18 protein-coding genes and 1 pseudogene are annotated in these 17,646 nt (G+C 56.6%); 17 read left to right on the forward strand and 2 right to left on the reverse strand.

Features of this window, described 5'->3' with window-relative positions; genetic code table 11:
* Positions 1-11 precede the first annotated feature (11 nt).
* The 11 genes from livH to ugpQ all read left to right on the forward strand — a co-directional run bounded on the left by livH (position 12) and on the right by ugpQ (position 9,568).
* The gene (gene livH, locus H7R76_RS01755; RefSeq protein WP_106925085.1) at positions 12-938 is read left to right on the forward strand and encodes a high-affinity branched-chain amino acid ABC transporter permease LivH; all 927 of its coding nucleotides are present in this window, start codon (positions 12-14) and stop codon (positions 936-938) included.
* Positions 935-2,215, forward strand: a complete 1,281-nt coding sequence (gene livM, locus H7R76_RS01760; RefSeq protein WP_106925086.1) for a branched chain amino acid ABC transporter permease LivM — start codon at positions 935-937, stop codon at positions 2,213-2,215. The genes livH and livM overlap by 4 nt, the downstream gene beginning before the upstream one ends.
* The gene (gene livG, locus H7R76_RS01765) at positions 2,212-2,979 is read left to right on the forward strand and encodes a high-affinity branched-chain amino acid ABC transporter ATP-binding protein LivG (RefSeq protein ID WP_182929886.1); all 768 of its coding nucleotides are present in this window, start codon (positions 2,212-2,214) and stop codon (positions 2,977-2,979) included. The genes livM and livG overlap by 4 nt, the downstream gene beginning before the upstream one ends.
* A gap of 1 nt (position 2,980) precedes the next feature.
* Positions 2,981-3,694 carry a high-affinity branched-chain amino acid ABC transporter ATP-binding protein LivF gene (livF, locus tag H7R76_RS01770; protein WP_106925088.1) on the forward strand — a complete coding sequence of 238 codons (714 nt, stop codon included), beginning with the start codon at positions 2,981-2,983 and terminating at the stop codon, positions 3,692-3,694.
* Positions 3,695-3,792: 98 nt separating this feature from the next.
* Positions 3,793-4,014 carry a type II toxin-antitoxin system Phd/YefM family antitoxin gene (locus H7R76_RS01775; protein ID WP_181357971.1) on the forward strand — a complete coding sequence of 74 codons (222 nt, stop codon included), beginning with the start codon at positions 3,793-3,795 and terminating at the stop codon, positions 4,012-4,014.
* On the forward strand, positions 4,011-4,379 hold the full coding sequence (locus tag H7R76_RS01780; RefSeq protein ID WP_182966834.1) for a type II toxin-antitoxin system death-on-curing family toxin: 369 nt from the start codon (positions 4,011-4,013) through the stop codon (positions 4,377-4,379). Before H7R76_RS01775 ends, H7R76_RS01780 begins: the two co-directional genes overlap by 4 nt.
* A gap of 232 nt (positions 4,380-4,611) precedes the next feature.
* A complete protein-coding gene (ugpB, locus tag H7R76_RS01785) occupies positions 4,612-5,928 on the forward strand; it encodes a sn-glycerol-3-phosphate ABC transporter substrate-binding protein UgpB (RefSeq protein ID WP_182966836.1) in 1,317 nt (438 codons plus the stop codon).
* A gap of 100 nt (positions 5,929-6,028) precedes the next feature.
* Positions 6,029-6,916 carry a sn-glycerol-3-phosphate ABC transporter permease UgpA gene (gene ugpA, locus H7R76_RS01790; RefSeq protein WP_106925091.1) on the forward strand — a complete coding sequence of 296 codons (888 nt, stop codon included), beginning with the start codon at positions 6,029-6,031 and terminating at the stop codon, positions 6,914-6,916.
* Positions 6,913-7,758, forward strand: coding sequence for a sn-glycerol-3-phosphate ABC transporter permease UgpE (gene ugpE, locus H7R76_RS01795; RefSeq protein ID WP_106925092.1), 846 nt, complete (start codon positions 6,913-6,915; stop codon positions 7,756-7,758). Before ugpA ends, ugpE begins: the two co-directional genes overlap by 4 nt.
* Before the next feature lie 2 nt (positions 7,759-7,760).
* The gene (locus tag H7R76_RS01800) at positions 7,761-8,831 is read left to right on the forward strand and encodes a sn-glycerol-3-phosphate import ATP-binding protein UgpC (protein ID WP_182929888.1); all 1,071 of its coding nucleotides are present in this window, start codon (positions 7,761-7,763) and stop codon (positions 8,829-8,831) included.
* Positions 8,828-9,568: a glycerophosphodiester phosphodiesterase gene (ugpQ, locus tag H7R76_RS01805; RefSeq protein ID WP_106925094.1), complete on the forward strand. Its 741-nt coding sequence runs from the start codon at positions 8,828-8,830 to the stop codon at positions 9,566-9,568. The genes H7R76_RS01800 and ugpQ overlap by 4 nt, the downstream gene beginning before the upstream one ends.
* A 2-nt stretch (positions 9,569-9,570) precedes the next feature.
* Here the strand turns inward: ugpQ and H7R76_RS01810 are convergent.
* Positions 9,571-9,882, reverse strand: a pseudogene (locus H7R76_RS01810) (DUF2756 family protein); the annotation flags it as partial.
* A 122-nt stretch (positions 9,883-10,004) separates the two neighbouring features.
* On the opposite strand from H7R76_RS01810, the gene ggt reads away from it, so the two are divergent.
* The gene (gene ggt / locus H7R76_RS01815) at positions 10,005-11,747 is read left to right on the forward strand and encodes a gamma-glutamyltransferase (RefSeq protein WP_182967892.1); all 1,743 of its coding nucleotides are present in this window, start codon (positions 10,005-10,007) and stop codon (positions 11,745-11,747) included.
* A 45-nt stretch (positions 11,748-11,792) separates the two neighbouring features.
* Here the strand turns inward: ggt and yhhY are convergent, their stop codons facing one another.
* Positions 11,793-12,290: an N-acetyltransferase gene (yhhY, locus tag H7R76_RS01820; protein ID WP_182929889.1), complete on the reverse strand. Its 498-nt coding sequence runs from the start codon at positions 12,288-12,290 to the stop codon at positions 11,793-11,795.
* Positions 12,291-12,556: 266 nt separating this feature from the next.
* Here yhhY and H7R76_RS01825 point away from each other — a divergent pair, with 266 nt between their 5' ends.
* The 5 genes from H7R76_RS01825 to gntU all read left to right on the forward strand — a co-directional run bounded on the left by H7R76_RS01825 (position 12,557) and on the right by gntU (position 17,539).
* Positions 12,557-13,588 (forward strand): oxidoreductase, encoded by a 1,032-nt coding sequence (locus tag H7R76_RS01825; protein WP_182966838.1) that lies wholly within the window; start codon positions 12,557-12,559, stop codon positions 13,586-13,588.
* Positions 13,589-13,714: 126 nt separating this feature from the next.
* A complete protein-coding gene (locus tag H7R76_RS01830; protein WP_182966840.1) occupies positions 13,715-14,410 on the forward strand; it encodes a pirin family protein in 696 nt (231 codons plus the stop codon).
* 102 nt (positions 14,411-14,512) lie between these two features.
* Positions 14,513-15,508, forward strand: coding sequence for a gluconate operon transcriptional repressor GntR (gene gntR / locus H7R76_RS01835; protein WP_106925097.1), 996 nt, complete (start codon positions 14,513-14,515; stop codon positions 15,506-15,508).
* A gap of 160 nt (positions 15,509-15,668) precedes the next feature.
* Positions 15,669-16,202, forward strand: coding sequence for a gluconokinase (gene gntK, locus H7R76_RS01840; protein WP_106925098.1), 534 nt, complete (start codon positions 15,669-15,671; stop codon positions 16,200-16,202).
* Complete coding sequence (gene gntU / locus H7R76_RS01845; RefSeq protein WP_106925099.1) at positions 16,199-17,539, forward strand: gluconate transporter; 1,341 nt, start codon at positions 16,199-16,201, stop codon at positions 17,537-17,539. The genes gntK and gntU overlap by 4 nt, the downstream gene beginning before the upstream one ends.
* Positions 17,540-17,646: the final 107 nt, after the last annotated feature.

Raw genomic sequence — 17,646 nt, forward strand, 5'->3', positions numbered from 1 at the left:
AAGGCTAATTTATGTCAGAGCAGGTTCTCTACTTTGTGCAGCAGATGTTTAACGGCGTAACGCTGGGAAGCACCTATGCACTGATCGCCATCGGTTACACCATGGTGTACGGGATTATCGGCATGATCAACTTCGCCCACGGCGAGGTGTACATGATCGGTAGTTATGTCTCCTTTATGATCATCGCCGCGCTGATGATGATGGGCATCGACACCGGCTGGCTGCTGGTGGCGGCTGGCTTTATCGGGGCGATCGTCATTGCCAGCGCCTACGGCTGGAGTATCGAACGGGTAGCCTATCGCCCGGTACGTAACTCCAAGCGTCTGATTGCGCTGATCTCCGCTATCGGGATGTCTATCTTCCTGCAAAACTACGTCAGCCTGACCGAAGGTTCGCGCGATGTCGCATTGCCGAGCCTGTTTAACGGTCAGTGGATTGTTGGCAGCAGCGATAACTTCTCCGCTTCAATTACTACCATGCAGCTGGTCATCTGGATTGTGACCTTTATCGCGATGCTGGCGCTGACGCTGTTTATTCGCTACTCGCGGATGGGCCGCGCCTGCCGTGCTTGTGCCGAAGATCTGAAGATGGCCAGCCTGCTGGGCATCAACACCGACCGTGTGATTGCGCTGACCTTCGTTATCGGTGCGGCGATGGCGGCGGTGGCGGGCGTACTGCTTGGCCAGTTCTACGGTGTTATCAACCCGTACATCGGCTTTATGGCCGGGATGAAAGCCTTCACTGCGGCGGTACTCGGCGGTATCGGCAGCATTCCAGGCGCGATGATCGGCGGACTGATCCTCGGCATTGCGGAAGCGCTGTCGTCGGCCTACCTGAGCACCGAATATAAAGACGTGGTGTCGTTCGCGCTGCTGATCGTGGTCCTGCTGGTGATGCCAACCGGTATCCTGGGCCGCCCGGAGGTAGAGAAAGTATGAAACCGATGCAATTTGCGATGGCGCTGCTCTCTGCCGCCATGTTCTTTGTGCTGGCAGGCGTCTTTATGGGCGTGCAGCTGCAGCTTGACGGCACCAAACTGGTGGTCGGCAGCGCGGCGGATATCCGCTGGCAGTGGATCTTTATCGGCACGGCGGTGGTGTTTTTCTTCCAGATGCTGCGCCCGCTGTTCCAGAAAGGGCTGAAAAGCGTCTCCGGGCCGAAGTTTATCCTGCCGGCGATTGACGGCTCGACGGTGAAACAAAAGCTGTTCCTGATTGCGCTGCTGGTGATTGCCGTGGCGTGGCCGTTTATGGTGTCGCGCGGCACGGTGGATATCGCCACCCTGACCATGATTTACATCATTCTCGGGTTAGGTCTGAACGTGGTGGTGGGTCTTTCTGGCCTGCTGGTGCTGGGCTATGGTGGCTTCTATGCCATCGGCGCCTATACCTTCGCGTTGCTGAACCATTATTACGGTCTCGGCTTCTGGACCTGTCTGCCCATCGCGGGGCTGGTCTCGGCGGCGGCGGGCTTCCTGCTCGGCTTCCCGGTACTGCGTCTGCGCGGTGACTATCTGGCGATTGTGACCCTGGGCTTCGGTGAAATCGTCCGTATCCTGCTGCTTAACAACACCGAAATCACCGGCGGCCCGAACGGCATTAGCCAGATTCCAAAGCCAACCTTCTTCGGCCTTGAGTTCAGCCGCAGTGCGCGTGAAGGCGGCTGGGATACCTTCAGCAACTTCTTTAACGTCAAGTACGACCCGTCCGACCGCGTTATCTTCCTTTACCTGGTGGCGCTGCTGCTGGTGGTGCTGAGCCTGTTCGTGATTAACCGCCTGCTGCGTATGCCGCTGGGCCGCGCGTGGGAAGCGCTGCGTGAAGATGAAATCGCCTGCCGCTCGCTGGGCCTGAGCCCAACGCGCATCAAGCTGACCGCTTTTACCATCAGCGCCGCGTTTGCCGGTTTTGCCGGTACGCTGTTTGCCGCGCGCCAGGGCTTTGTTAGCCCGGAATCGTTCACCTTTGCCGAGTCAGCCTTCGTACTGGCGATTGTGGTACTGGGCGGGATGGGCTCGCAGTTTGCGGTCATCCTCGCGGCAATTCTGCTGGTGGTGTCACGCGAGCTGATGCGTGACTTTAACGAATACAGCATGCTGATGCTCGGCGGCCTGATGGTGCTGATGATGATCTGGCGTCCGCAGGGCCTTCTGCCGATGACCCGTGTACAGATGAAGTTGAAAAACGGGCAAGCGAAAGAAGGAGAGCAGGTATGAGTCAGCCATTATTATCCGTTAACGGCCTGATGATGCGTTTTGGCGGCCTGCTGGCGGTCAACAACGTGGCGCTGGAGCTGCATCCTCAGGAGATCGTCTCCCTGATTGGCCCGAACGGCGCGGGAAAAACCACGGTCTTTAACTGCCTGACCGGCTTCTACAAGCCGACTGGCGGCACCATTATGCTGCGCGATAAGCATCTGGAAGGGCTGCCAGGCCAGCAGATTGCGCGTATGGGCGTGGTACGTACCTTCCAGCATGTGCGCCTGTTCCGCGAGATGACGGTGATTGAAAACCTGCTGGTGGCGCAGCATCAGCAGCTGAAAACCGGTGTCTTCTCCGGGCTGTTGAAAACGCCATCGTTCAGGCGTGCGCAGAGCGAAGCGCTGGACCGCGCCGCCGTCTGGCTTGAGCGTATCGGCCTGCTTGAGCACGCCAACCGCCAGGCGTCGAACCTGGCCTATGGAGACCAGCGTCGCCTGGAGATTGCCCGCTGCATGGTGACCCAGCCGGAAATCCTGATGCTCGATGAACCGGCTGCCGGTCTTAACCCAAAAGAGACCAAAGAGCTGGACGAGCTGATTGCCGAACTGCGTAATCATCACAACACCTCTATCTTGTTGATTGAACACGATATGAAGCTGGTGATGGGTATTTCCGACCGTATCTACGTGGTGAACCAGGGTACGCCGTTAGCCAACGGCACACCGGAAGAGATTCGCAACAACCCGGATGTGATCCGCGCGTATCTGGGTGAGGCATAATATGGATAAAGTGATGTTATCGTTTGATAAAGTCAGCGCCCACTACGGTAAGATTCAGGCGCTGCACGACGTGAGTCTGCACATTAATCAGGGTGAGATCGTAACGCTTATCGGCGCCAACGGCGCGGGCAAAACCACGCTGCTCGGCACCTTGTGCGGCGATCCGCGCGCCACCAGCGGGCGCATTGTCTTTGATGATAAAGACATTACCGACTGGCAGACGGCAAAAATCATGCGCGAAGCGGTGGCGATTGTCCCGGAAGGGCGCCGCGTCTTCTCGCGCATGACGGTGGAAGAGAACCTGGCGATGGGCGGCTTTTTTGCCGAGCGTGACCAGTTCCAGGATCGCATCAAGTGGGTCTACGAGCTGTTCCCACGCCTGCTTGAGCGCCGTATCCAACGAGCGGGCACCATGTCCGGCGGTGAGCAGCAGATGCTGGCGATTGGCCGTGCGCTGATGAGCCAGCCGCGCCTGTTGCTGCTGGATGAGCCGTCGCTGGGATTAGCGCCGATTATCATCCAGCAGATCTTCGACACCATCGAACAACTGCGCGAGCAGGGCATGACCATCTTCCTCGTCGAGCAGAACGCCAACCAGGCGCTGAAGCTTGCCGACCGCGGCTACGTGCTGGAAAACGGCCACGTGGTGCTGGAAGATACCGGTGATGCGCTGCTGGCTAACGAAGCGGTGCGCAGCGCGTACCTCGGCGGTTAGTTTTCAGCAGCGCCCGGGCCAAACAAAAAGAGAGCCTCATGGCTCTCTTTTTGTACAATATGGCTGTACAATTGTATTGTACATATTTGGAGGTGAATATGCGTACGATTAACTACAGTGAAGCGCGGCAGAATCTGGCGGAGGTACTGGAAAGTGCCGTCAGCGGGGGGCCTGTCACCATTACGCGCCGAGGGCATAAGCCTGCGGTGATTATCAGCGCGGAAGAATTTGAGCGTTATCAGGCGGCCAGAATGGATGATGAATTCGCGGCAATCATGGCGATACATGGTAATGAAATCAGGGAGCTGGCAGATAAATGACCCTTCAGATTATCTCAGCGGAAGAGATAATACAGTTTCACGACAGGTTGCTCCGCGTAACGCCTGGCGTAGAGGGAATGCCCGATCCTGGCCGCGCAGAAGCGCTGATGTACCGGGTGCTCAATCAAATCGAATATCAAGGCGTGACAGATGTCTGGCTGCTTGCGGCAATGCATCTGCTGGCGATTTCGCGTGGGCATATTTTTAATGACGGAAATAAACGGACGGCATTATTTATTACCTTACTGTTTTTAAAGCGTAACGGCATTTCATTACCGACTAATCCTGATTTTGTTGCGATGACGGTTGAGGCTGCCGCTGGGCAACTCACGCTGGAGCAGATAGCAGCCCGGCTCCGTGGATGAGCCCGATAGTGCTGTGCCAGCGCCGACCCGGGTACTGACACGACACCTATACGTGTCTCAGCTCCCACTTTCCCTTCTCACAACCGTCACCGCCTTGCCATCCCTTTGTCGCGTTACTATCTTTTTTTTGTAATAAAAAAGTTATTTTTCTGTCATTCGAGCATGTCATGTTACCCCCGCGAACATAAAACGCGTGATATCGCGCATCCCGGCACAAAAAGAGAGATAACCGATGATATCGTTACGACATACAGCTTTAGGATTGGCAATGAGTCTGGCATTCGCAGGTCAGGCTATGGCGGTTACCACGATTCCGTTCTGGCACTCAATGGAAGGTGAGCTGGGCAAAGAAGTTGACTCCCTGGCGCAGCGTTTTAACGCCGCCAACCCGGACTACAAAATTACCCCGGTGTACAAAGGCAACTACGAGCAGAGCCTGAGCGCAGGCATCGCCGCCTTCCGTACCGGCAACGCCCCGGCGCTGCTGCAGGTGTATGAAGTGGGCACCGCCACCATGATGGCCTCTAAGGCGATTAAGCCGGTATATCAGGTATTCAGCGATGCCGGTATCAAGTTTGACGAATCTCAGTTTGTGCCGACGGTTTCCGGTTACTACACCGATGCGAAAACCGGGCACCTGCTCTCCCAGCCGTTTAACAGCTCTACCCCGGTGCTGTACTACAACAAAGACGCCTTCAAGAAAGCCGGGTTAGACCCGGAGCAGCCGCCAAAAACCTGGCAGGATCTGGCCGAGTATACCGCGAAGCTAAAAGCGGCGGGTATGAAGTGCGGCTACGCCAGCGGCTGGCAGGGCTGGATCCAGATTGAAAACTTCAGCGCCTGGCACGGTCTGCCGGTCGCGACTAAAAACAACGGCTTCGACGGTACCGATGCGGTACTGGAGTTCAACAAGCCGGAGCAGGTCAAACACATTGCCTTGCTGGAAGCGCTGAATAAGAAGGGCGATTTCAGTTACTTTGGCCGTAAAGACGAATCGACCGAGAAGTTCTACAACGGCGATTGCGCTATCACCACCGCTTCTTCCGGCTCGTTGGCAGACATCCGTCATTACGCCAAATTCAACTACGGCGTGGGCATGATGCCGTACGACGCCGACGTGAAGGGCGCGCCGCAAAACGCCATCATCGGCGGGGCGAGCCTGTGGGTGATGCAGGGTAAAGACAAAGAAACCTACACCGGCGTGGCGAAGTTCCTTGAGTTCCTGGCGAAGCCGGAAAATGCCGCGGAATGGCATCAGAAAACCGGCTATCTGCCGATCACCACCGCAGCGTACGATTTAACGCGTCAGCAGGGCTTCTATGACAAGAATCCGGGCGCCGATATCGCCACGCGTCAAATGCTGAACAAGCCGCCGTTGCCGTTCACCAAAGGCCTGCGTCTGGGCAACATGCCGCAGATTCGCACCATCGTGGATGAAGAACTGGAAAGCGTGTGGACCGGTAAGAAAACGCCTCAGCAGGCGCTGGATTCTGCGGTAGATCGCGGGAATCAGTTGCTGCGCCGCTTCGAGCAATCGACCAAGTCTTAATGTGAAATGCCGGGTGGCGGCTTCGCCTTACCCGGCCTACGCGTTGATGTAGGCCGGATAAGCATCGCGCCATCCGGCACTGCTCAGGAATAAAACCTTCATGTCATCATCCCGTCCGGTGTTTAAATCCCGCTGGCTGCCCTACGCATTGGTCGCCCCGCAGCTGATTATCACCGTTATTTTCTTTATCTGGCCCGCCGGTGAAGCGCTGTGGTACTCGCTGCAAAACGTCGACCCGTTTGGCCTCTCCAGCCAGTTTGTCGGCCTGGATAACTTCGTCACGCTGTTCCACGATCCGTACTATCTCGACTCCTTCTGGACGACGATGAAGTTCAGCACCCTGGTCACCGTCAGCGGCCTGCTGGTGTCGCTGTTTTTCGCCGCGCTGGTGGATTACGTGGTGCGCGGCAGCCGTCTCTATCAGACGCTGATGCTGCTGCCTTACGCCGTCGCGCCTGCCGTGGCCGCCGTGCTGTGGATCTTCCTGTTCAACCCCGGTCGTGGCCTGATTACCCATTTCCTCGGCGAGTTCGGCTATGACTGGAACCATGCGCAAAACAGCGGTCAGGCCATGTTCCTGGTGGTCTTCGCCTCGGTATGGAAGCAAATCAGCTACAACTTCCTGTTCTTCTTCGCCGCGCTGCAATCTATTCCGCGCTCCTTAGTGGAGGCCGCTGCCATCGACGGCGCGGGCCCGATTCGCCGCTTCTTCAAGCTGGCGCTGCCGCTGATTGCGCCGGTGAGTTTCTTCCTGCTGGTGGTGAACCTAGTGTACGCCTTCTTCGACACCTTCCCGGTGATTGATGCGGCTACCGCCGGCGGCCCGGTGCAGGCCACCACCACGCTGATTTACAAGATTTACCGCGAAGGGTTTGCCGGGCTGGACCTCTCGGCCTCTGCCGCCCAGTCGGTGGTGCTGATGTTCCTCGTCATCATCCTGACCGTGGTGCAGTTCCGCTACGTGGAAAGAAAGGTGCGCTACCAATGATTGAGAACCGTCGCGGGCTGACGATATTCAGCCACACCATGCTGATCCTCGGGATTATCGTGATTCTTTTCCCGCTGTACGTGGCGTTTACGGCGGCCACGCTGGATAACCAGGCCGTGTTTGAAACGCCGATGACGCTCATTCCTGGCACGCATCTGCTGGAAAATATGCAGGCGATTTGGGTCAACGGCGTGGGTGCCAACAGCGCGCCGTTCTGGCTGATGATGCTTAACAGCTTCATCATGGCGTTTGCCATTACCGTCGGCAAAATCGCGGTGTCGATGCTCTCCGCCTTCGCCATCGTCTGGTTCCGCTTTCCGCTGCGTAACCTGTTCTTCTGGATGATCTTTATCACGCTGATGTTACCGGTTGAGGTGCGTATTTTCCCGACGGTTGAAGTGATTGCCAACCTGAAGATGCTCGACAGCTACGCGGGGCTGACGCTGCCGCTGATGGCCTCGGCAACCGCAACTTTCCTGTTCCGTCAGTTCTTTATGACCCTGCCGGACGAGTTGATTGAGGCGGCGCGAATCGATGGTGCCTCGCCGATGCGTTTCTTTCGCGACATCGTGCTGCCGCTGTCGAAAACCAATCTGGCGGCGCTGTTCGTGATTACCTTTATTTACGGCTGGAACCAGTATCTCTGGCCACTGCTGATTATTACCGACGTCAATCTCGGCACCGCCGTAGCGGGCATCAAAGGGATGATCGCCACCGGTGAAGGCACCACGCAGTGGAACCAGGTGATGGCGGCGATGCTGCTGACCCTGATTCCCCCCGTCGTTATCGTTTTAGCCATGCAGAGGGCATTTGTGCGTGGTTTAGTGGACAGTGAGAAATAAAAATGGCTGGTTTAAAACTACAGGCAGTAAGCAAAAGCTGGGACGGTAAAACCCAGGTCATTCAACCGCTGACGCTGGACGTGGCGGACGGGGAGTTTATTGTGATGGTTGGCCCGTCGGGCTGCGGGAAATCGACGCTGCTGCGCATGGTGGCGGGGCTTGAGCGCGTCACCAGCGGCGATATCTGGATTGACCGTAAACGCGTCACCGAGATGGAGCCGAAGGATCGCGGCATCGCAATGGTGTTCCAGAACTATGCGCTCTATCCGCACATGAGCGTGGAAGAAAACATGGCCTGGGGGCTGAAAATTCGCGGTCTGGGCAAGGCGCACATTGCTGAGAAGGTCCGGGAAGCGGCGCGCATTCTTGAGCTGGATGGGCTATTGAAACGCCGCCCGCGCGAGCTGTCCGGCGGCCAGCGTCAGCGTGTGGCCATGGGCCGCGCCATCGTGCGCGACCCGGCGGTGTTCCTGTTTGATGAACCGCTTTCCAACCTTGATGCGAAACTGCGCGTGCAGATGCGTCTTGAATTGCAGCAGCTTCACCGCCGCCTGAACACCACCTCGCTGTACGTCACCCACGATCAGGTTGAAGCGATGACCCTCGCCCAGCGCGTCATGGTGATGAACAAAGGTATCGCCGAGCAAATCGGCACGCCGGTGGAAGTGTACGAGAAGCCGGCCAGCCGCTTTGTGGCGAGCTTTATCGGCAGCCCGGCGATGAACCTGCTGGACGGGCGGCTGGACGCGTCCGGCACGCGCTTTGCGCTGGCAAACGGTATGCAGCTGTCGCTGCCGGAGACGCGGCGTGAATATGCCGGACGCGCCATGACGCTGGGTATTCGTCCGGAACATATTGCGTTAAGCTCACAGGCGGAAAACGGCGTGCCGATGATGGTCGATACGCTGGAAATTTTGGGTGCAGATAACCTGGCGCATGGGCGCTTTGGCGAACAGAAAATGGTGGTGCGTTTACCGCATCAGTTACGCCCGCACGCAGGCACTACGCTGTGGCTGCATCTGCCGGACGATCATCTGCACCTCTTCGAAGGTGAAACAGGAATGCGTGTATGAGCAACTGGCCTTATCCTCACATCGTCGCCCACCGCGGCGGCGGTAAATTAGCCCCGGAAAACACCCTGGCGGCGATCGACGTGGGCGCGCGCTACGGCCACACCATGATTGAGTTTGACGCCAAGCTATCTCAGGACGGTCAGATTTTTTTACTGCATGATGATAACCTTGAGCGCACCAGCAACGGCTGGGGCGTAGCGGGCGATCTCAGTTGGCAGGATCTGCTGCGTGTGGATGCGGGAAGCTGGTTCAGCAGCGCTTTTAAGGGCGAGCCGCTGCCGCTGCTGTCTGAGGTGGCGGAACGCTGCCGTCGGCATGGCATGATGGCTAATATTGAAATTAAACCGACGACCGGCTGTGGGCCGCTGACCGGTAAAACGATCGCGCTGGCCGCCCGTGAGCTGTGGAACGATATGACGCCGCCGCTGCTGTCGTCGTTTGAAATCGATGCGCTTGAGGCCGCGCAGCTCGCGGCCCCCGAGCTGCCGCGCGGTTTGCTGCTGGATGAGTGGCGGGATGACTGGCAGACGCTGACCTCACGCCTGGGCTGCGTCTCCATTCACCTTAATCACCGTGTGCTGGATGAAGCGCGGGTGGACGCGCTGCGCGCTGCCGGGCTGAAGATTCTGGTGTATACGGTAAACAATCCCCAGCGCGCACGGGAGCTGCTGCGCTGGGGCGTAAACTGCATCTGTACCGATGCGATTGACGTGATAGGACCCGACTTCCAGCCTTAATAGGATTTGAGCATGCCGCCGTTGTTATTGGGCAACGGCTGCTGCTGATTGAGCATCCCGGGCTGCGCCTGCTGGACGCGCTGCTGGTTAGCTTTGAGCTGGTTTTGCAGATGCTGCTGCTGTTGCTGCGTCTGCACCTGCCGCTGCTGGTTCAGCATGCCTTTCTGCTGCTGCTGTTGGTTGAGCATGCGTGACTGCATCCGCTGCTGGCTGGGAATTTCGTAGCCCGGCTGGTTTGGGTTGTTGTCAACGTTCAGCGGTGCGGCCAGCGCGGCGAACGGCAAGAGCGCCGCGACAATCAGTAATCGTTTCATCATCTTTCCTCCTTGTAGGGGATACTCTAAGTTTACTCCTTTCCCACCGTCACGAGGATTATTTCAGCATTATGAACCAGGCTTAGTGCGGACCATACCTGCATGTCTGGAGAATAATGATGATGATAACGCTGATGTTTTTACGCCGGGTTGCGCTTGCCGCCCTGCTCTCAGGAAGCTGTTTTAGCGCGCTGGCGGCCCCGCCTCCGCCCCCGGTATCTTACGGCGTGGAAGAAGATGTGTTTCATCCCGTACGGGCCCAAAAGGGGATGGTGGCATCCGTCGATGCAGCAGCCACCCGCGTGGGCGTGGATATTCTGCGTCAGGGCGGTAATGCCGTCGATGCGGCGGTGGCGGTGGGCTACGCGCTGGCGGTCACGCACCCGCAGGCCGGTAATCTCGGCGGCGGCGGGTTTATGCTGTTGCGTACCAAAGACGGTAAAACTACGGCGATCGACTTTCGTGAAATGGCCCCGGAGCAGGCTTCTCGCGATATGTTCCTTGATGAGCACGGCAACCCGGACAGTAAAAAATCGCTGACATCGCATTTGGCTTCAGGCACGCCGGGTACCGTTGCGGGCTTTTCACTGGCGCTGGAAAAATACGGCACGATGCCGCTCAATAAAGTGATCCACCCGGCGATGAAGCTGGCGAAAGACGGCTTTATCGTGAACGATGCGCTGGCCGACGATCTCAAGACTTACGGTAGTGAAGTGCTGCCGAATCACGCCAATAGCAAAGCTATTTTCTGGAAAAACGGTGAGCCGCTGAAAAAAGGCGACAAGCTGGTGCAGGCAAATCTGGCGCAAAGCCTGGCGTTGATTGCCGAACACGGTCCGGATGCCTTCTACAAAGGGTCGATTGCCGATCAGATTGCCGATGAAATGCACAAAAACGGCGGGCTGATGAGCAAGGCGGATCTGGCTCGTTATAAGGCCATCGAACGCACGCCGATTAGCGGTACCTATCGGGGCTATGAAATCTTCTCTATGCCGCCGCCGTCCTCCGGCGGGATCCATATCGTGCAGATCCTGAATATCCTTGAGAACTTCGACCTGCATCAATACGGCTTCGGCAGCGCCGACGCGATGCAACTGATGGCGGAAGCGGAAAAACGCGCCTATGCCGACCGCTCCGAATATCTTGGTGACCCGGATTTTGTGAAGGTGCCGTGGCAGGCGCTGACCAACAAAGCCTACGCTAAATCGATAGCCGACCAGATTGACATCCACAAAGCCAAACCCTCCAGCCAGATAAAACCCGGCAAGCTGGCGCCATATGAAAGTAACCAGACCACCCATTTCTCGGTAGTGGATAAAGACGGCAATGCGGTGGCGGTAACCTATACCCTCAATACCACCTTCGGTACCGGCATTGTGGCGGGGAACACCGGCATTCTGCTGAATAATGAAATGGATGACTTCTCCGCCAAGCCCGGCGTGCCGAACGTGTATGGTCTGGTGGGCGGTGATGCCAACGCGGTAGAGGCAAGAAAACGCCCGCTGTCGTCGATGTCGCCGACCATCGTGGTGAAAGACGGTAAAACCTGGCTGGTCACCGGTAGCCCGGGTGGGAGTCGCATTATTACTACGGTGCTGCAAATGATCGTGAACAGCATTGATTTTGGGATGAACGTCGCTGAGGCGACCAATGCGCCGCGCTTCCACCACCAGTGGTTGCCGGACGAGCTGCGGGTTGAGAAGGGGTTCAGCCCGGATACGCTTAAACTGCTGGAAACGAAAGGGCAGAAGGTGGCGGTGAAAGAGGCCATGGGCAGCACGCAGAGCATTATGGTCGACCCGGACGGTACGCTGTACGGTGCGTCCGACCCGCGTTCGCCGGATGACTTAACCGCAGGGTTCTAGTTGACCCTAACGTTAACCCTCTCCCCGTAAGGGAGAGGGAGCCGTTCAGTGCGCCGTCTTCAGCCGCGCCATAAAGTAGGCATCGACATACTCACCGTTACGCAGCGCGTAGCGCTTACCGGTGCCTTCAATGTCAAAACCGAACTTACGGTACAGCGCCAGCGCCACGGGGTTATCGACGAAGACCGTCAGTTCGATGCGCTCGACGCGCAGCCAGTTGTCGCACAGGTTGATCATTTCACGCATCAGCGCGCTGCCCACCCCGCGCCCCTGAAAATCGGCGGAAATACTGGTGCCGAAGGTGGCGACGTGGCTGCGGCGCGGGTTATCCGCCACATCCAGCACCAGATGGCCGACCACCTGCTCGTCGATGCAGGCCACCAGATGTCGACGGCCTGGACGCGGTTTTAGTCGTTCTTCCCACATTTCCATGGCCGGATGAGGAATTTGTAGCGTGTCATGATAAACCCCCGGATGTGCGGTGATGCGGCGTAAAGGTTCAGCATCTCTGGCTTCGGCGTGGCGTATCACAATATCGCTCATTCATCTTATCCTCTGTGGTTGATAGTCATCTTTACCATCATTGATTTTAAAATGTGCGTCAATGCGCTTTTTTTGCAAAAAAGTGTTGGACAAGTGCGAATGAGAATGATTATTATTGTCCTGCATTCAGGGCGTCCTTGCGGAGTACCTGAAAGCACGACATTGCTCACATTGCTTCCAGTATTACTTTAGCCAGCTTAACGCTGGCTTTTTTTTGCCTGTCGTTGCGCTATGGTGTTCAGTAAACACTTCAAAAGGACTGAACCATGACTCTACACTGTGCCTTCATTGGCTTTGGCAAAAGCACCACTCGCTACCATCTTCCCTACGTTCTGCACCGTAAAGCCGATTGGCACGTGGCGCACATCTATCGCCGTAGCCCAAAGCCGGACGAACAGGCGCCGCAGTATGCGCACATCCACTTTACCAGTGAGCTCGACGACATCCTGAACGATCCGCAGGTGAAGCTGGTGGTGGTGTGTACCCACGCCGACAGCCACTTTGAGTACGCGAAAAAAGTGCTGGAAGCGGGTAAAAATGTTCTGGTTGAAAAACCGTTCACCCCGACGCTGGCCGAAGCTAAAGAACTGTTTGCACTGGCGAAAAATAAAGGCCTGACGATTTCGCCTTACCAAAATCGCCGCTTTGATTCCTGTTTCCTGACCACGAAAAAAGTCATCGAAAGCGGCAAGCTTGGGCAGATTGTGGAAATTGAGAGCCACTTTGACAACTATCGCCCCGTAGACGCGGGTCAACCGGGGCTGCCGCAGGATGGCGTGTTTTATGGCCTTGGCGTGCATACGCTGGACCAAATCATTGCGCTGTTCGGCCGCCCGCAGCAGGTTTCTTATGACATCCGCCACCTGCGTAACAAAGCTAACCCGGATGATACCTTCGAAGCGCAGCTGTTCTATGGCGACCTGAAAGCCATCGTCAAAAGCAGCCATCTGGTGAAGCTGGCCTACCCGAAATTTATCGTCCACGGTCATAAAGGGTCATTTATCAAATACGGTATCGATCAGCAGGAAACCAGCCTGAAGGCGAATATCATGCCGGGAGAACCGGGTTTTGGCGCTGACAATAGCGTAGGCCTGCTGGAATACGTCGATGATGACGGCAATACCGTACGCGAAGAGGTCATGATTGAAACCGGCGACTACGGGCGCGTATACGATGCGCTGTATGACACCCTCGTCAACGGTCGCGAGAACTTCGTCAGTGAATCTGATGCTCTGACGAATATGGAGATACTCGAACGCGGCTTTGCGCAGCCTTCTCCGGCTACGATAACCCTCTAACATCAGCACCGTTGGCGTCTCTAATCTTATTCATATTTTTTGACTAGAGGCGTCAATTTTCACCCACTATCATCCTGCACGATTTACGTCCAAACTGGTTTCATCGAAAACATGAGGGGGTAACAAATGATTTTCTTACGCAAAGCAAATGAACGTGGTCACGCGAATCATGGTTGGCTGGACTCCTGGCATACCTTCTCTTTTGCCGACTACTACGATCCAAATTACATGGGCTTCTCCGCGCTGCGCGTCATTAACGATGACGTGATTGACGCCGGTCAGGGCTTCGGGACCCACCCGCATAAAGACATGGAAATTCTGACCTACGTGCTGGAAGGCGCGGTAGAGCATCAGGACAGCATGGGCAACAAAGAACAGGTGCCGGCGGGTGAGTTCCAGATTATGAGTGCGGGCACCGGCGTGCGTCACTCCGAGTACAACACGAGCGCTACCGATAAGCTGCACTTGTACCAGATCTGGATTATTCCAGAAAAAACCGGCATCACGCCGCGCTATGAACAGCGCCGCTTCGACGCTGCGCAGGGTAAACAACTGGTGCTGTCGCCGGACGCCCGTGAAGGCTCGCTGAAGGTTTATCAGGATATGGAGCTGTACCGCTGGGCGCTGGCAAAGGGTGAACAGTCGGTTCATCAGATTGCCGCCGACCGCCGCGTATGGATTCAGGTCGTGAAAGGCGAAGTGAGCATTAATGGCACCAAAGCCACCACCAGCGATGGTCTGGCTATTTGGGATGAACAGGCCATTTCGGTCCATGCCGATAGCGAAAGCGAAATTTTGCTCTTCGATCTGCCGCCAGTTTGATCAGGCTTAAATAATTAGCGCAACCTCCCCAATCTAGCGGGGAGGTTGCGTCATCTCCGTGGTAAACTTCAAAAATACTTCACATTTGTTTGCCTTTGGACGATGAAAAAGAAAAGACCCGTACTGCAGGATGTTGCCGACCGCGTGGGCGTCACCAAAATGACGGTTAGCCGTTTTTTACGTAATCCGGAGCAAGTGTCTGAAGCGTTACGCGGCAAAATTGCAGCGGCGCTGGACGATCTGGGCTACATCCCCAACCGGGCCCCCGATATTCTCTCCAATGCGACCAGTCGCGCCATCGGCGTGCTATTACCCTCATTAACAAACCAGGTTTTCGCTGAAGTGCTGCGCGGCGTGGAAAGCGTTACCGACGCCCACGGCTACCAGACGATGCTGGCTCACTACGGCTATAAGCCGGAGATGGAGCAGGAGCGTCTGGAATCCATGCTCTCCTGGAACATCGACGGTCTGATTCTCACCGAACGCACCCACACGCCCCGCACGCTCAAGATGATTGAGGTGGCCGGTATTCCGGTCGTCGAGCTGATGGACAGCCAGTCGCCATGCCTCGATATTGCCGTTGGTTTTGATAACTTTGAAGCCGCACGGCAGATGACGGCGGCGATTATCGCCCGCGGCCATCGGCACATCGCCTATTTAGGCGCGCGTCTTGATGAACGTACTATCATCAAACAAAAGGGCTACGAGCAGGCCATGCTTGACGCTGGCCTCACGCCGTACAGCGTGATGGTTGAGCAGTCGTCGTCGTACACCTCGGGCATTGAGCTGATGCGCCAGGCGCGACGTGAATTCTCGCAGCTTGACGGTATTTTCTGCACCAACGATGACCTGGCCGTCGGCGCCGCATTTGAATGCCAGCGTCTGGGGCTGAAGATCCCGGATGACATCGCGATTGCCGGTTTCCACGGTCACGATATCGGCCAGGTGATGGAGCCGCGCCTCGCCAGCGTACTGACGCCGCGTGAGCGTATGGGGCGTATCGGGGCAGAGCGCCTGTTAGCGCGCATTCGTGGTGAAGCAGTTACGCCAAAAATGTTAGATTTAGGTTTCACTTTGTCACCGGGCGGTTCTATTTAGCCCTAACAAATTTGAACTAGATCACACATATTCACTCAGAATTCACTTCCGGCACGAATGGTTATTGCTTATCCAGTTGCCCGGCGGGACAATGTTACCGATAACAGTTACCCGTAACAATTACCCGAATCACATTGCTAGTGCCCAACAGGAGGACGCCTTGAGCACGACTAACCACGATCACCACGTCTATGTACTGATGGGCGTATCCGGCAGCGGCAAATCCGCCGTTGCGAGCGAAGTCGCGCATCGCCTGAACGCCGCATTTCTGGACGGCGATTTCCTGCACCCGCGCAGCAATATCGTCAAAATGTCCTCCGGCGAGCCGCTGAACGACGACGACCGCAAACCGTGGCTGCAGGCGCTGAACGATGCTGCCTTCGCCATGCAGCGTACCAACAAGGTTTCGCTGATTGTCTGCTCCGCGCTGAAAAAAGCGTACCGCGATATTTTGCGTGAAGGTAACCCGAACCTCTCCTTCGTTTACCTGAAAGGGGATTTCGACCTGATCGAGAGCCGCCTGAAGGCGCGTAAAGGCCACTTCTTCAAAACGCAGATGCTGGTGACGCAGTTTGAAACGCTGCAGGAACCGAGCGCTGACGAACGCGATGTGCTGGTGGTTGATATCGATCAGCCGCTGGACGGCGTTATCGACAGCACGATTGAAGTGATTAACAAAGGCCGCAAAGCGTGACAACTTTATCGTTAGTGTTAACCGCAGTGGGCTCCGTTTTGCTGCTGCTGTTTTTAGTCATGAAGGCGCGTATGCACGCCTTCCTGGCTTTGATGGTGGTTTCCATTGGTGCCGGGCTTTTCTCCGGTATGCCGCTGATTAAAATCGCGCAAACCATGGAGAAAGGGATGGGCGGTACGCTGGGCTTCCTGGCTATCGTTGTTGCGCTGGGGGCGATGTTCGGCAAAGTGCTGCACGAAACCGGCGCGGTCGATCAGATTGCCGTCAAAATGCTGAAATCGTTCGGCAACAGCCGTGCGCATTATGCGATCGGTATTGCTGGCCTTATCTGCGCACTGCCGCTGTTCTTTGAAGTGGCCATCGTGCTGCTGATCAGCGTCGCCTTCTCAATGGCGCGCCACACCGGGACCAACCTGGTGAGACTGGTGATCCCGCTGTTTGCGGGCGTTGCCGCCGCTGCGGCGTTCCTGCTGCCGGGGCCTGCGCCGATGCTGCTGGCATCTCAGATGCATGCCGACTTTGGCTGGATGATTCTGATTGGCCTGTGCGCAGCCATTCCTGGGATGATTATCGCCGGGCCGCTGTGGGGCAACTTTATCAGCCGCTACGTCGAGCTGAATATTCCTGATGACATCACCGAGCCGCATCTTGGCGAAGGCAAAATGCCGTCCTTCGGCTTTAGCCTGGCGCTGATTCTGCTGCCGCTGGTTCTGGTGGGGCTGAAAACCGTCGCCGCGCGCTTTGTGCCGGTGGAGTCAGAAACCTATCAGTGGTTTGAATTTATTGGTCACCCTTTCACCGCGATTCTGATTGCCTGCCTGGTGGCGATTTATGGCCTGGCGTTCCGTCAGGGCATGGCGAAAGATAAAGTGATGGCGATTTGTGGCGCAGCGCTGCAGCCGGCGGGGATTATTCTGCTGGTGATCGGTGCGGGCGGCGTGTTCAAACAGGTGCTGGTGGATTCTGGCGTCGGTCCGGCGCTGGGCGAAGCCCTCACCGGTATGGGCCTGCCGATTGCGCTGACCTGCTTCATTCTGGCCGCTGCGGTACGTATTATTCAGGGTTCGGCAACGGTCGCCTGTCTGACGGCTGTGGGTCTGGTGATGCCGGTTATTGAACAGCTGAACTACAATGGCGCGCAGCTGGCTGCACTGTCTATCTGTATCGGCGGCGGTTCTATCGTGGTGAGCCACGTCAATGATGCGGGCTTCTGGCTGTTTGGTAAATTTACCGGCGCGACTGAAGCCCAGACGCTGAAAACCTGGACCATGATGGAAACCATCCTCGGTACGGTTGGGGCGATTATCGGTATGATCGCGTTTACGTTATTAAGTTAATGCCCCAGTTGTCGGCCTGATAAGCGCAGCGCCATCAGGCAGCTCAGCGCACATTGCCGGATGGCGGCGTAAACGCCTTATCCGGCCTACAGAGGGTATTTGGCCGG

It is taken from the genome of Klebsiella sp. WP8-S18-ESBL-06 (assembly GCF_014169755.1).
GTDB classification, from domain to species: domain Bacteria; phylum Pseudomonadota; class Gammaproteobacteria; order Enterobacterales; family Enterobacteriaceae; genus Kluyvera; species Kluyvera ascorbata_B.

Coding starts and splice junctions, on each gene's coding strand:
- ugpE (WP_106925092.1), top strand. CDS start 6,913: ATGATTGAGAACCGTCGCGGGCTGACGATATTCAGCCACACCATGCTG.
- ugpB (WP_182966836.1), top strand. CDS start 4,612: ATGATATCGTTACGACATACAGCTTTAGGATTGGCAATGAGTCTGGCA.
- yhhY (WP_182929889.1), bottom strand. CDS start 12,290: ATGAGCGATATTGTGATACGCCACGCCGAAGCCAGAGATGCTGAACCT.
- livM (WP_106925086.1), top strand. CDS start 935: ATGAAACCGATGCAATTTGCGATGGCGCTGCTCTCTGCCGCCATGTTC.
- H7R76_RS01800 (WP_182929888.1), top strand. CDS start 7,761: ATGGCTGGTTTAAAACTACAGGCAGTAAGCAAAAGCTGGGACGGTAAA.
- ugpQ (WP_106925094.1), top strand. CDS start 8,828: ATGAGCAACTGGCCTTATCCTCACATCGTCGCCCACCGCGGCGGCGGT.
- H7R76_RS01825 (WP_182966838.1), top strand. CDS start 12,557: ATGACTCTACACTGTGCCTTCATTGGCTTTGGCAAAAGCACCACTCGC.
- H7R76_RS01775 (WP_181357971.1), top strand. CDS start 3,793: ATGCGTACGATTAACTACAGTGAAGCGCGGCAGAATCTGGCGGAGGTA.
- ugpA (WP_106925091.1), top strand. CDS start 6,029: ATGTCATCATCCCGTCCGGTGTTTAAATCCCGCTGGCTGCCCTACGCA.
- livG (WP_182929886.1), top strand. CDS start 2,212: ATGAGTCAGCCATTATTATCCGTTAACGGCCTGATGATGCGTTTTGGC.
- H7R76_RS01830 (WP_182966840.1), top strand. CDS start 13,715: ATGATTTTCTTACGCAAAGCAAATGAACGTGGTCACGCGAATCATGGT.
- H7R76_RS01780 (WP_182966834.1), top strand. CDS start 4,011: ATGACCCTTCAGATTATCTCAGCGGAAGAGATAATACAGTTTCACGAC.
- livH (WP_106925085.1), top strand. CDS start 12: ATGTCAGAGCAGGTTCTCTACTTTGTGCAGCAGATGTTTAACGGCGTA.
- ggt (WP_182967892.1), top strand. CDS start 10,005: ATGATAACGCTGATGTTTTTACGCCGGGTTGCGCTTGCCGCCCTGCTC.
- livF (WP_106925088.1), top strand. CDS start 2,981: ATGGATAAAGTGATGTTATCGTTTGATAAAGTCAGCGCCCACTACGGT.
- gntR (WP_106925097.1), top strand. CDS start 14,513: ATGAAAAAGAAAAGACCCGTACTGCAGGATGTTGCCGACCGCGTGGGC.